A 13,394-nucleotide genomic window follows, 5' to 3' on the forward strand; every position below is an offset into this window, starting at 1 on the left:
TGCGGCCACGAACAGCGCCAGCCGGCCGCCTTCGCCGGCACCGGCCGCGAACGCGAGCTCGCCGACGCGGCGCTGGTTGTCGCGCATGCGCTCGAAACTGCGCAGCGACCACTCGGTCTGTTGCGCGAAGGCCTGGCGATAGGCCTCGCTGCGGAACACCTCGAGCGAGACGGTTTCATAGAGCGCCAGGTAGCGCCGCGTCGCGCCATCGCTGGCGAGGAAGCGCCGCGCATGGCTGAAGCCGGGGATCGCGACGCGCTCCTGCATGTGCTCGCGGTCGTACCACGCGTTGAAGTCGTCCTCGGTTCGAGGGTCGGTATCGGTCCAGATGCAAAGCTGGCCCGGCCGTTGCGTCGGCTGTTCGCTCATCGTGGCGTTCCTGCGTAAGGTTTCGGACAGGCGCAGTTTGGCGAGGGCGGGCCGGATCGGTCCAACAAGAAAAAAAATACGGACTGAACGGGTTTTCTTATCGCTTGCGGGCGCGCCGCGGCGCCGCCGGGCCGGCTTCGGCGGGCGGGGCCGGTTCGGGCGCGGGGCCGTGCTCGGCGATGAAGTCGCGCGCGGTCTCGGCCGCCAGCTCGGCGATCCGCGCCGACAGCGGGTGGGCCAGCCGGTGGCTGGCCACCAGCGGCATCGGCGTGAAGCGGCTGTCGGTATCGAGCACCAGCAGCGAAGCCTCGCGCAGCTCGCGCTCGATGATGGCCGGCGGCAGCGCGGCCACCCCGAAGCCGTCCACCACCAGGCGCACGATCGCCGCCACCGAGCTGATGCAGTTGATCCGCACCGGCCGCTCGACCGCGCGCGAGAATTCGCGCTCGATCGCCGTATGCGGGCCGGAATGCCGCGAGAAGCTGATCACCGGGTGCTCGGCCAACTGGCCCAGCGTGACGCCCTTGCCGCCCAGGCCCAGCGAGGGGCTGGCCACCCAGCGCATCGGGAATTCGCAGAGCGGTGCGTTGACGAATTCGCGGTCGGCCAGCGTATCGGTATGAAGAATCAGGTCGACCGCATCGGCGCGCAGCCACTGCACCAGGTGGATGGTGGTATCGCTGGTGACCTCCACCTCGAGGCGCGGGAAACGCTCGCGGATGCGCGCCATCAGCGCCGGGAACCAGCTATGGACGATCGATTCGATCACGCCGAGGCGGATCAGGCCCGCGTCGGCATCGGTGTCCTCCACCTCGCGGCGCATCTCGTCGCCCAGGCGCACGATCCGCTCGGCATAACCGAGCATCTTGCGCCCGGCCGGCGTGAGCGTGGCCGAGCGCGAGTTGCGGTCGAACAGGCGCACGTCGAAGCTCTCCTCGAGCGCGGCGATGCGGCTCGACACGGCGGCCTGCGTGGTGTGCAGCTTCTCGGCCGTGAGGCGGAAGTTCTGCAGGCGGGCCAGCCAGATGAAGGTCTCGAGGAAGCGGATGTTCATGATGCGGGTGGGGAGTCGCGGAATCGAGCCCGATGATAACGCGGCGCTTTTTTGAGAAGGAAGGCGCCCGCGCGGGCGACGGCGGCCAGGCCGGGCCTGGGCTGCGGCGATAGCAAAAAGTGTTCGGCGCGAATTTATTTTCTTGTTGGAGCGAAGCGGGGCGGCTGGGCAACACTTCGGCATCCGAATGCGCGGTGCCCCGAACCGGCGTCGCGCCGCGGCCGGCCCGGCCCGACCCAGCGTCGAGGCGAGCCTGATCAATCGCAGTCCTGACGATACGAAACGGTTCAAGAGGAGCCAGCATGACCCCTTCGCGCTACCTGCGCCACGCGCGCGACGCACGCCATCCGCAATCCCTTCGCACCCGCGCCCGACGGCGACTTGCCTCGTCGCTGCGTTCGCCACTGGCTTCGGGCCTGGCCGCCGGCGTCGCCGGCCTGGCGCTCGGCGCCGCAGCCGGCCCGGCGCAGGCGCAATCGAGCGTGACCTTGTACGGCACCATCGACACGGCGATCGTCTACGCCAACAACGCGGGCGGCAAGCGCCAGTTCGAGATGAACAGCAGCAACGTGCTCGGCAACCGCTGGGGGCTGCGCGGCAGCGAGGATCTCGGCAACGGCCTGCGCGCCGTGTTCGACCTGGAGAACGGTTATTCGTCGACCACCGGCGGCTTCCAGCAGGGCGGCGACCTGTTCGGGCGGCAGGCCTGGGTGGGGCTCGCCTCGCAGCGCGCCGGCACGCTGACGGCGGGCCGTCAATACGACGCCGTGGTCGATTTCATCGGGCCCTTCATCGCCGGCACGCAATGGGCGACCTACCTCGGCGGCCACCCGGGCGACCTCGACAACACCAACAACGACTACCGCTCGAACAACTCGGTGAAGTACACCACGCCGACTTATCGTGGCCTGCGCGCCAGCGGCCTATACAGCTTCGGCGGCACGCCGGGGCAGTTCGGGCGCAATTCGATCTGGTCGCTCGGGGTGGGCTACACGGGCGGGCCGATCGTGCTCGGCGCGGCCTACGTGCACGTCAAGGACCCGAACTTCTCCTACTTCGGCAACAACTCGAGCTCGAGCGCCACCGGCAGCAACATGGCGGCGAGCCGCGTCTATTCGGGTTACGCCTCGGCCGGCGACGAGCAGATCGTGGCGGTCGGCGGCACCTACACGGCGGGGCCGGCGATCATCGGCGCGGTGTATACCAACACGCGCTTCGGCGAACTGGGCGCGCATGCGAGCCTGGACCCGCTCGGCTATCGCGGCTCGGCCAGCTTCCACAACGCCGAGCTGAACCTGCGCTACTACCTCACGCCGGTCTGGCTGCTCGGCGCGGCTTACGACTACACGCGCGGCTACGGCGTCAACCACGTGACCTACCAGCAGGGCGACCTGGGCATCACCTACATCCTCTCCAAGCGCACCCAGCTCTACCTGGTCGGCCTCTACCAGCACGCGTCGGGCACCGATTCGAGCGGGCAGGCGGCGGTGGCCAACATCAACGGGCTGAGCGCCTCGTCGACGCCGAACCAGGTTTCGGTATTGGCGGGCATCACGCATCGGTTCTGAGCGGCTCGCCATCACGCAAAAAGGCCATCGCGAAGACTCGCGATGGCCTTTTGTTTCGTTTCGATTCGACGAGCCTGCCGCGCGATGCTTATTCCCCGCCGTGCCTCAACCTGAGCGCGACCACCGCCGCGATCGCCAGCGCCACGGCCAGCAGGGTGAGGCCGTTCTTCGCGTCGCCGGTGGCCTGCTCGATCGCGCCCACCACGGTGGGCCCGACGAAGCCGCCGAGCAGGCCGCAGGTATTGACCAGCCCCAGCCCGCCCGCCAGCGCATTGCCGGACAAGCGCGAGGCCGGGAAGGTGAAGATGATGGCCTGCACCACGAAGAACATCGCGGCGGCCACGCACACGCTGAGCAGGGCCAGCCCCGGCGAGGCATGGGCGGCGCTGACCAGGCCCGCGGCCATCACCAGCAGCCCCGCGCAGAGCAGCGAGCGCGAGCGCTTCGAGTCGCGCGCCAGGCGCGGCAGCGTCGAGGCGCCGAGCGCGGCGGCCACCCAGGGCATCGCGCTCAGCAGCCCGACCGCGAACGACGAGAACTGCCCCGAGGCCGAGATGATGCCGGGCAGGAAGAAGATCATCGTGTAGATCGTCAACTGGTGGCAGAAGTAGACGAAGATCGCCAGCCAGATCTGCGGATCGCGTACCGCCAGCCCGAACGAATGGCCGCCGTGCGAGGCGCTGCCGGCCTGCTGCTCGGCCGCCAGCGAGCGCTCCAGCGCGCGGCCCGTCTCGGCGTCGAGCCAGGGTGCGCTGCTGGGCCGGTCGGGCAGCTTGCGCCAGACCACGAAGGCCAGCAGCACGGCCGGAACCCCCTCGATCGCGAACAGCCATTGCCAGCCGTGCCAGCCGAAGGCGCCGTCGAGTTCGAGCAGCGCGCCGGCCAGCGGCCCGCCGACGATGTTCGCCACGCACACGCCGAGCAGGAAGTAGCCGGTCGCGCGGGCCCGCTCCTCGCGGCCGAACCAGTAGGTCAGGTACAGCATCACGCCCGGGAACAGGCCGGCCTCGGCCGCGCCGAGCAGCAGGCGCATCAGGTAGAACGAGGTTTCGCCGCGCACGAAGGCCATCGCGATCGACAGCAGGCCCCAGGTGATCATGATGCGGGTGATCCAGAAGCGCGCGCCGACGCGATGCAGCACCAGGTTGCTGGGAATCTCCAGCACCGCGTAGGTCAGGAAGAACAGGCCGGCGCCCAGGCCGTAGGCGGCCGAGGAAATGCCGAGATCGACGCTCATCGCGTGCTTGGCGAAGGCGATGTTGGTGCGGTCGAGGAAGCTGATGACGTAGGCGACGATCAGGATCGGCATCAGCTTGCGGAACAGCAGCCGGTTCAGCGCGACGCGGGCATCGCCGTCGACGGCGGACAGGGTGGCGGGTTGGGACGACATCGAATGGACTCCATCGGCAACAGTCCGGCGCGCGCCGCAAGCCGGGCGCACCGCGAGGTTCGGACGACAGGCGGGGGCGCCCGGCGCGTGCTCGCGCCGCGCCGGCCCGGCTTGCCGTGCGCTCCCTTCATCTCATGGAGCCCGGCCTTGCTCGGGGCGGCGCGCGCGACGGCGTGCCAGGGGCGCGGAGCCCGCGCTTGCTTGTCGGTCGTGCGTCAATACAGGAACGATTGCTTGTGGCTTCGGTTCAGAACCTGACCGCGTCGGGCCCCTTCAGGCCGAGCATCGCGCGGGCCTCGGCCGGGGTGGCGATCTCCAGCGACAGCCCTTCCAGCACCTGGCGCATCTTCAGCACCTGGGCGGCGCTCGATTCGGCCAGCTTGCCGGGGCCGATCCAGAGCGAATCCTCGAGCCCGACGCGCACGTTCGCGCCCTGCGCGGCGCCGATCGTGGCCAGCGGGATCTGGTTGCGGCCCGCGCCGAGGATCGACCAGACGTAGTCCGCGCCGAACAGCCGGTCGGCGGTGCGCCGCATGTGCATCAGGTCCTCGGGATGCGCGCCGATCCCGCCGAGCAGCCCGAACACGCTCTGCACGAAGAACGGCGGCTTGGCCAGTCCGCGATCGACGAAGTGCGCGAGGTTGTAGAGATGCGAGATGTCGTAGCACTCGAATTCGAAGCGCGTGCCGTTCGCGCCGCAACTGGTGAGGATGGTCTCGATGTCGGCGAAGGTGTTCTTGAACACCAGGTCGCGACTGTTCGCGAGATGCTCGCGTTCCCAGTCGTGCTTCAGCTCGGGGAAGCGCTCCAGCATCGGGTAGAGGCCGAAGTTCATCGAGCCCATGTTCAGCGAGGCGATCTCGGGCTGGAAGTGATGCGCGGGGCGCAGCCGCTCGGCGATCGTCATGTGCGGGCTGCCGCCCGAGGTCAGGTTGATCACGGCATCGCAGCGCGCCTTGATGCGCGGCAGGAACTCCGCGAACACGGCCGGGTCCTGGGTCGGCTTGCCGTCGGAAGGGTTGCGCGCGTGCAGGTGCAGGATCGCGGCGCCGGCCTCGGCGGCCGCGACCGCGGCGTCCTCGATCTCGCGCGGCGTGACGGGCAGGTAGGGCGACATCGACGGCGTGTGGATCGCGCCGGTCGGGGCGCAGGTGATGATGACTTTGCGGGCGGAGGCCATGTGGGTTCCTCGTGAAGCGTGGATTCGGATCGAGCGGGAGGGCGGGGCGCGTGGGTGGGCTCAGAGCACCTCGACGTTGCCGCACACGGAGATCGCCTGCCCCGAGATGCCATGGCCGCCCGGCGAGCAGAGGAACAGCGCGGTGGCGGCGATTTCCTCGGGGTCGGTCATGCGGCGCAGCGAGATCTTCTCCAGGTAGCGCGCCTCCATCTCCTCGTAGGCGAGGCCGAGCTGCTTCGCGCGCGCCTCGATCACGCCGCGCATGCGCGGGCCGCGCACGATGCCGGGCTGGATCGCGTTGACGCGGATGCCGGTCGGCCCGAGCTCGATCGCGAGGCTCTTGACCAGGCCGACGATCGCCCACTTGGTGGCCGCGTAGGGCGTGCGGAACGCGTAGCCGAGCCGCCCGGCCACCGAGGACAGCGCGATGATCGAGCCGCCTTGCGGCGAGGCGCGCAGCAACGGCACCGCGCGCCGCGCGAAACGGTATTGCGCGTCGAGGTTGATCGAGATGGTGCGTTGCCAGTCGCCCGGGTCGATCTCGTCGATGCCGCCGGTCGGCCCGGCGATGCCGGCGTTGTTGACCAGCACGTCGAGCCCGCCCAGCGTTCGGCCGAGGTCCTCGAACACGCGCTCGATCGCGGCCGGGTCGGCCACGTCGGCCAGCGTGGCGCCGTGCACGGGTTTGCCCGCGCGCTCGCCGAGCGCGGCGATGGCCGCCTCGGAGGCGTCGCAGACATGCACGCGCGCGCCGGCCTCGGCGAACGCGTCGGCGATCATCAGGCCGATGCCGGAGGCGCCGCCCGTGACGAGCACGCGCAGGCCGGGGAAGGGTTTGAGCAAATCGAGGATGGCCATGCCGGTTTGTCTCCTGTTTCGTTCTACTGAGAGTCGTGCTTGCAAGCGCGCCGTGGTGGGCCGCGCTTTCCGTGTTGCCGTGCCGCCGGTGCGGGGTTCAGGCGCGCGCCGGCTTGAGTCGTGCCGCTGCTTCCTTGTTCGCGGGCTCGGCGCCATCCTCGGCGTCCCGCGCCGTGCCGAGCGTGGTCGCCAGGTCGTGCGCGGCGCCGTCGATGTCGAGCGCGATGCCCGCCTTCGCGCCGGCGCCGTCGCCGCGCGCGATCGCCTCGACGATCGCGCGATGCGCCACCATCGAGCGGCGCATATGCGGGATGTCGGGCGCCACCATGTTCAGGAACGGGCCGATCCGCATCCACAGGTTCTCGATGATGGCCAGCGTGCTCTCGCTCGCGCCGTGCCGGTAGATCGCGCGGTGGAAGGCGAAGTTGGCGCGCAGGTATTCGCGCGTGTCGCCGGCCTCGGCGTGCGTGTGCATGGTCTCGCAGAGCGCGCGGACCTCGGCCACCTGCGCCTCGTCCATGCGGGCGGTGGCACGCGCGGCCACGCAGCCCTCCAGGGCGATGCGCACGTCGCGCAGCTCGTCGAGCATCTCGACCGTCATCGGCGGCACCACCAGGGCGCGGTTCGGGCCGTCCACCAGCGCGCGCTCGGCGGCCAGCCGGGTGAGCGCGGCGCGCACCGGCATGGTGGACGAGCCGACCGCCTCGGCCACGCCGCGCAGGCTCAGCGCCTGGCCCGGCGCGAAGCGGCCGCTCATCAGCGCCTCGCGCAGTTGCTGGTAGACCTTGTCGGCCATCGTTTCGGATTCGACGAGCTGCAGGGCGGGCGGGGTGATGCGCGGTGACAAGGCGGTGGGCTCCGGGTTTGATGTGTGATCACACTGGAATGGAATGCAGTGTTGTCGATTCGCGTGGGCGAGTCAAGACTAGCGCGCTCAGGGAAAACGCGGGGGCGCCGGCATGTCGCGGGGAGCGGGGCAGGTGCATGATCGAGGCGGGCGCGGGGCGGTTGGGATCGCGCTCGGGATCGCTGGCGGACCGGATCACCGTCGGCCATGCGCGATGTGAATGAATCAAGTAGAAAAATCCATTTGTCTCATGAGTTTCCGCTCACTAGGATGTCGCCATGGCGGGCCCACGTGGTCCGCGCCTTCCTGACTCGCAGGCTCATTCCAAGACTCACCCACCACCGCCCATCATGTCCTCGCCGACCACTCCCTCCACCGCCCAGGCCGTCGTGCCGCCCCAGCCGGCCGCGCCCGCTTCGGCCACGGCCGCCACCACCGCGACATCGTCCCAGGCCGCCAGCCGCCCGCTCGCGAGGCTGGCCATGGTCACCGTGCTGACGGGGATCGGCGCCGGCATCGGCGGCATGCTGCTGGCGCTGCTGCTGCACGAGATCCAGCATCTCGCCTATGGCTACAGCGTCGGCCAGGTGATCAGCGAGGAGAGCTTCCTGCACGGCGTGAGCGCGGCCTCGCCGCTGCGCCGGGTGCTGGTGATGACCGGCTGCGGGCTGGTGGCCGGCTTCGGCTGGTGGGCGCTGTACCGCTGGGGCAAGCCGCTGGTCAGCATCAAGCGCGCCGTGAAGGCCGCCGACCCGCGCATGCCGATCCTCAGCACCACCGTCCACGCGCTGCTGCAGATCGTGACGGTGGCGCTCGGCTCGCCGCTCGGCCGCGAGGTGGCGCCGCGCGAGATCGGCTCGCTGTGGGCCGGCTGGATCGCGCATCGGGCCGGGCTGTCGGCGGCCGACCAGCGCCTGATGGTGGCCTGCGGGGCCGGCGCCGGCCTGGCCGCCGTCTACAACGTGCCGCTGGGCGGCGCCGTGTTCGTGCTGGAGGTGCTGCTCGGCAGCTTCGGCTGGTCGGCCGCGGTGCCGGCCCTGGCCAGCTCGGCGATCGCCGCCGTGGTGGCCTGGATCGGCCTGGGCAACGAGCACCAGTACACGGTCGCGCCGCTCGCCATCGACGCCTCGCTGGTGGTGTGGTCGGCGCTCTGCGGGCCGGTGTTCGGGGTGGCCGCCTACGGCTTCACGCGCCTGACCACGGCCGCGCGGGCCAGCGCGCCGCGCGACTGGCGGCTGCCGGCGCTGTCGGTGCTCAATTTCGCGATCATCGGCGGCCTGTCGATCGCCTTGCCGGCCCTGCTCGGCAACGGCAAGGGGCCGGCCTCGCTGGGTTTCGACAGCGCCCTGACGATCGGCATGGCCGCCGTGCTGCTGGTGGCCAAGGTGGCGATCGAGTGGGGCAGCCTGCGGGCCGGCGCCGAAGGCGGCCTGCTCACGCCGGGCCTGGCCAACGGCGCGCTGCTCGCGATCGTGCTGGGCGGTCTCTGGCATGTCGTGTGGCCCGGCACGGCGCCCGGCGCGTTCGCCATCGTCGGTGCCGCCGCCTTCCTGTCCGCCTCGATGCAGATGCCGCTGACCGCGATCGTGCTGGTTGTCGAATTTACCCGCGTCGGCCACGATTTCCTGGTGCCGGTGCTGATCGCGGTGGCCGGTTCGATCGCCGCGTTCCGGCTGGTCTCGACGCGCGCGCGGGGCTGAGCGGCGCGCCGGGCGCGTTGCCCGGCATGGGTCGAAGCACGACATGAGCCGGCGCCGTCTCGCGCCGGCTTTTCCTTTCTTACAGGCACGAAGCCTGCCGCGCTCGATACCGCTGGAACGATTCACGGCGAATGCGCGCGGCGTTCGCCGAATCGGCGGCCTTTACCTTTGCCGAGGATGGTTTATTGTTGATGCGTGCCGGCCGCCGTCGCGCGCCCGGCATGGTGGATTCGTCCGGCATGCACCGCGTCGCCACCCAGTCATGTTTCTCGGGCATCATGCCGGCTTGGTTCAATCGATGCGCGAGCAACCATCGACGTGCCGCCGGCGAAGCGGGCCGTCGATGCCCGTCCCGCGCGTCACCCGCAAGCCCAAGGCAGGAGAGGCCGCATGGAGATCTTCGACGCATTGCATCTGGCGCGCCTGCAGTTCGCGTTCACGGTGTCGTTCCACATCGTGTTCCCGGCGATCAGCATCGGCATGGCCAGCTTCCTCGCGGTGCTCGAAGGCATGTGGCTCAAGACCGGCGATTCGTCCTACAAGGACATGTTCCTGTTCTGGTCGAAGATCTTCGCGGTCGGCTTCGGCATGGGCGTGATCTCGGGCGTGGTGATGGCCTACGAGATCGGCACCAACTGGGGCGGCTTCTCGCGCATCGCCGGCAGCGTGACCGGCCCGCTGCTGACCTACGAGGTGCTGACCGCCTTCTTCCTCGAGGCCGGCTTCCTCGGCGTGATGCTGTTCGGCTGGCAGCGCGTGAGCCCGCGCGCGCATTACTTCGCCACGCTGATGGTCGCGCTCGGCACCCTGATCTCCACCTTCTGGATCCTCGCCTCCAACAGCTTCATGCAGACCCCGCAGGGTTTCGGCATCGAGAACGGGCGGCTGGTGCCGGTCGACTGGTGGAAGATCATCTTCAATCCCTCGTTCCCGTATCGCCTGTTCCACATGACGATCGCGGCCTTCATCGTGGCCGGCTTCCTGGTGGCCGCCTGCAGCGCCTGGCACCTGCTCAAGGGGCGGCGCGACGCGGCCGTCACGCGCAGCTTCTCGATGGCGCTGTGGCTGCTGCTGCCGCTGGTGCCGCTGCAGATCGCGATCGGCGACGCGCACGGCCTGAACACGCGCGAATACCAGCCGGCCAAGATCGCGGCGATCGAGGGCATCTGGGAGACCGAGCACGGCGGCACCGCGCTGAACCTGGTGGGCCTGCCCGACATGGACGCCGAGGTCACGCGCTACGCGATCCAGCTCCCGCACCTGGGCAGCTTGATCCTCACCCACAGCTGGGACGGCGAGATCCGCGGCCTCAAGACCTTCCCGCGCGAGGACCGCCCCTATTCGCCGATCATCTTCTGGACCTTCCGCGTGATGGCCGGGCTCGGCTTCCTGATGCTGTTCGCGGTGCTGCTGGGCTGCTGGCTGCGGCGCGGCGCGCGGCTCTACGATTCGCGCGTGTTCCAGCGCTTCATGCTGTGGATGGGGCCGTCGGGCATCGTCGCGCTGCTGGCCGGCTGGATCACCACCGAGGTGGGCCGCCAGCCCTGGACCGTCTACGGCGTGCTGCGCACCGAGCATTCGGTCTCGCCGCTGAGCGGCCAGCAGGTCGGCGTGACCCTGCTGCTGTTCGTGATCGTCTATTTCCTGGTGTTCGGCACGGGGGTCTACTACATGCTCAAGCTGATGCGAAAGGGCCCCTCGATCGGCCATGACGAAAGCCAGGCCGCCCATCCGGTGCTGCAGAACCGGGCGCTGTCGCGCCCCCACGACGCGATCGACGAGGAGTGACGCGATGAGCCTCTATCTTCCCGTGCTGTGGGCCTTCATCGTCGGGCTCGGCGTGTTCCTCTACGTGATGCTCGACGGTTTCGACCTCGGCCTCGGCCTGCTGTTTCCGTTCTTCGACGCGCGCAGCGAGCGGCAGGTGATGCTCAACACCGTCGCGCCCGTGTGGGACGGCAACGAAACCTTCCTGGTGCTGGGCGGCGCGGTGTTGTACGGCGCCTTCCCGGTGGCCTATGCCACGCTGCTGCCGGCCAACTACCTGCCGCTGGTGCTGATGGTGATCGGCCTGATCTTCCGCGGCGCGGCCTTCGAGTTGCGCGCCAAGGCACGGCGTACCCAGAACCTCTGGGACCTGGCCTTCATCGGCGGCTCGATGCTGGCCACCTTCTGCCAGGGCGTGGTGCTCGGCTCGCTGCTGCAGGGCACCACCATCGTCAACGGCGCGTTCGCCGGCGACCCGTTCGGCTGGCTCTCGCCGTTCAGCGTGTTCTGCGGCTTCTGCCTGCTGATCACCTACGCCACGCTCGGCTGCGGCTGGCTGATCTGGAAGACCGACGGCGCGCTGCGGGAGAAGGCGTATTTCCTGATGAAGCCGCTGTGCCTGATCCTGCTCGGCGCGATCTTCCTGGTCAGCGCCTGGACCGTGATCGGGCTGCCGTCGGTGGCCGAGCGCTGGTTCGGCGGCGGCCGGCTGATCGTGTTCTCGCCGGTGCCGATCCTGGTGCTGGCCTGCGCCACCGGCATCCTGCGCGCGGTGAACCATCGCCGTCGCGACCTGCAACCCTTCGTGCTGACGCTGGCGATCCTGTTCCTCGGCTACACGGGCCTCGCGATCAGCATCTGGCCCAACCTGGTGCCGCCTTCGCTGTCGATCTGGGACGCGTCCTCGCCGGCCGAGAGCCAGTGGTTCATCCTGGTCGGCACGGTGATCGTGCTGCCGATCATCCTGGTCTACAACTTCATGCAGTACCGCGTATTCCACGGCAAGGTCCGCGAGGGCGACGCCGGGTATCACTGAGCGCGGGCACGCGCCTTGCCCCGCCCTGGAGCGAGGCTCCGGCGAGCCGGACGATTGCATCCGGGACGGCGTTCTATCGCATCGTTTGTTGCGCGATTCGCGCACGCCGCTTGAAGATCGCGATGGCCCGCCAGGCCCGCGAACGTGCAGTCCGATGGAAAAAAAGATATATTTGCGACCCTAAACGAAACGAGCCGAATGTTTCAGAAGTCTTTCATGCCGTGATGGTTCGCGCCTGAGATGCGCCCCGTCGCGGCATTCGATGTGCATGCCATGCATTCACGTGACGGGAAGGACATGACAGCCAGGCAAACCGGGTGGGCGTTTCTTCGGGCAGTCGGGCCTCGCGCCGCGTCGAGCGCGCAGCGGGCCGGGCTCCCGCCGACATGATGCACGCGCCGTCGTCGCAGCGATTCGAATTCGCGCGGCCGGACGCGTCGCACGCTTCGTGGTGTGTTCCCAGAATCCTGCCGTGCCGCACGCGCGTGATCGCGCCTGCGTGCGCGGTCTTTCGTATTGCGCCCGTGGCCGTCGGAAGCTCGGCGGCGCGGGTGCTGGCGTCGCGCGGGCAGGCCGTCCCGCGCGACGCGAATCCGTAGCGCCATAACAAAACAAGGATGGAGGATGACCTGCGTGTCTCGCGCACGCAGTCTGTTGATAACCGTCTCAAACAAAAGGTTGGGATCATGACAAAACAATCCTCGTCGCTCGGAGTCGTCGGCGGGCTGACATTGCTGTTCGCCGTGCTGGCCGGGCTGTACCTGCTGGTCGGCGGCGCGTGGCTGGTCGCCATCGGCGGCTCGGCGTACTACGTGGTCGCCGGCATCGTGCTGCTGGTCTTCGCCTGGCTGGTGCGCGGCCGCCGCGCCGTCGCGCTGACGCTCTACGCGCTGCTGCTGGTGGGCACCGCGATCTGGGCCGTCGGCGAATCCGGTTTCGATTTCTGGGCCCTCGCGCCGCGCTCCGGCGTGCTGGTCATCTTCGGCGTCTGGCTGCTGGTGCTGGTCACGCGCAAGCTCAACGGCGCCCGCGCCGCCAACGGCTGGGCCTTGGCGATCTCGCTGGTGATCTGGGGCGGCGTGCTGTTCTACGCGAACTTCAACGATCCGCAGGAACTGAACGGCACCCTCGCGGCGCAGACGCCCGCGCAGACCTCGCCGATCCCCGGCATCGCCGACGCCGACTGGCCGGCCTATGGCCGCACCCAGGACGGCACGCGCTACTCGCCGCTCAAGCAGATCACGCCCGATAACGTGAAGAACCTGCAGGTGGCCTGGACCTTCCGCACCGGCGACATGAAAGGCCCGAACGATCCGGGCGAGATCACCAGCGAGGTCACGCCGATCAAGATCGGCAACCTGCTGTACCTCTGCTCGCCGCACCAGATCCTGTTCGCGCTCGACGCCGCCTCGGGCAAGCTCGCGTGGAAGTTCGACCCGGGCCTGAAGGCCGATCCGTCGTTCCAGCACGTGACCTGCCGCGGCGTGTCCTACGTCGACCTGTCGGCTTCCGCACAAGGCGACGCCGCCAGCGCGGCACCGGCCGCCGATACGGCTGCCGCCGCGTCCGCCGCCTCGGGTGCCGCCGCCGCTAACGCGGCCACCGACGCCGCCAGCGCCACCGAC

At 69.4% G+C, this 13,394-nt stretch carries 10 protein-coding genes and 2 pseudogenes; 5 read left to right on the forward strand and 7 right to left on the reverse strand.

Going from position 1 to position 13,394, the window contains the following annotated elements:
- Positions 1–369, reverse strand: a pseudogene (locus F3J18_RS30945) (hypothetical protein); the annotation flags it as partial.
- 97 nt (positions 370–466) lie between these two features.
- On the reverse strand, positions 467–1,423 hold the full coding sequence (locus tag F3J18_RS30950; RefSeq protein ID WP_025101649.1) for a LysR family transcriptional regulator: 957 nt from the start codon (positions 1,421–1,423) through the stop codon (positions 467–469).
- A 302-nt stretch (positions 1,424–1,725) separates the two neighbouring features.
- Between F3J18_RS30950 and F3J18_RS30955 the strand changes: the two genes are divergently transcribed.
- Entirely contained in the window at positions 1,726–2,991 is a 1,266-nt protein-coding gene (locus F3J18_RS30955; protein ID WP_240154668.1) for a porin, read from the forward strand.
- Positions 2,992–3,079: 88 nt separating this feature from the next.
- On the opposite strand, the gene F3J18_RS30960 is transcribed toward F3J18_RS30955, so the two are convergent.
- From F3J18_RS30960 to F3J18_RS38330, 5 genes are all read right to left on the reverse strand, one after another.
- Positions 3,080–4,381, reverse strand: coding sequence for an MFS transporter (locus tag F3J18_RS30960; RefSeq protein ID WP_166915930.1), 1,302 nt, complete (start codon positions 4,379–4,381; stop codon positions 3,080–3,082).
- 247 nt (positions 4,382–4,628) lie between these two features.
- The gene (locus F3J18_RS30965; RefSeq protein ID WP_025101646.1) at positions 4,629–5,561 is read right to left on the reverse strand and encodes a 3-keto-5-aminohexanoate cleavage protein; all 933 of its coding nucleotides are present in this window, start codon (positions 5,559–5,561) and stop codon (positions 4,629–4,631) included.
- 60 nt (positions 5,562–5,621) lie between these two features.
- Positions 5,622–6,419, reverse strand: a complete 798-nt coding sequence (locus tag F3J18_RS30970; RefSeq protein ID WP_025101645.1) for an SDR family oxidoreductase — start codon at positions 6,417–6,419, stop codon at positions 5,622–5,624.
- Between the two features lie 97 nt (positions 6,420–6,516).
- Entirely contained in the window at positions 6,517–7,266 is a 750-nt protein-coding gene (locus F3J18_RS30975) for a GntR family transcriptional regulator (protein WP_166915932.1), read from the reverse strand.
- Between the two features lie 331 nt (positions 7,267–7,597).
- Positions 7,598–7,750 (reverse strand): hypothetical protein, encoded by a 153-nt coding sequence (locus tag F3J18_RS38330; protein WP_240156463.1) that lies wholly within the window; start codon positions 7,748–7,750, stop codon positions 7,598–7,600.
- Between F3J18_RS38330 and F3J18_RS30980 the strand changes: the two genes are divergently transcribed.
- The 4 genes and pseudogenes from F3J18_RS30980 to F3J18_RS30995 form a co-directional block, all read left to right on the forward strand.
- On the forward strand, positions 7,743–8,966 hold the full coding sequence (locus F3J18_RS30980) for a chloride channel protein (protein ID WP_345791191.1): 1,224 nt from the start codon (positions 7,743–7,745) through the stop codon (positions 8,964–8,966). The two genes, F3J18_RS38330 and F3J18_RS30980, sit on opposite strands and share 8 nt — an antisense overlap.
- Positions 8,967–9,356: 390 nt before the next feature.
- Positions 9,357–10,754 carry a cytochrome ubiquinol oxidase subunit I gene (locus F3J18_RS30985; protein ID WP_036056482.1) on the forward strand — a complete coding sequence of 466 codons (1,398 nt, stop codon included), beginning with the start codon at positions 9,357–9,359 and terminating at the stop codon, positions 10,752–10,754.
- 4 nt (positions 10,755–10,758) lie between these two features.
- Positions 10,759–11,769 carry a cytochrome d ubiquinol oxidase subunit II gene (gene cydB, locus F3J18_RS30990; protein WP_025101641.1) on the forward strand — a complete coding sequence of 337 codons (1,011 nt, stop codon included), beginning with the start codon at positions 10,759–10,761 and terminating at the stop codon, positions 11,767–11,769.
- Positions 11,770–12,455: 686 nt separating this feature from the next.
- Positions 12,456–13,394, forward strand: a pseudogene (locus F3J18_RS30995) (PQQ-binding-like beta-propeller repeat protein); the annotation flags it as partial.

The organism is Burkholderia sp. Ax-1720, assembly GCF_011753035.1.
Taxonomy (GTDB): Bacteria; Pseudomonadota; Gammaproteobacteria; order Burkholderiales; family Burkholderiaceae; genus Burkholderia; species Burkholderia gladioli.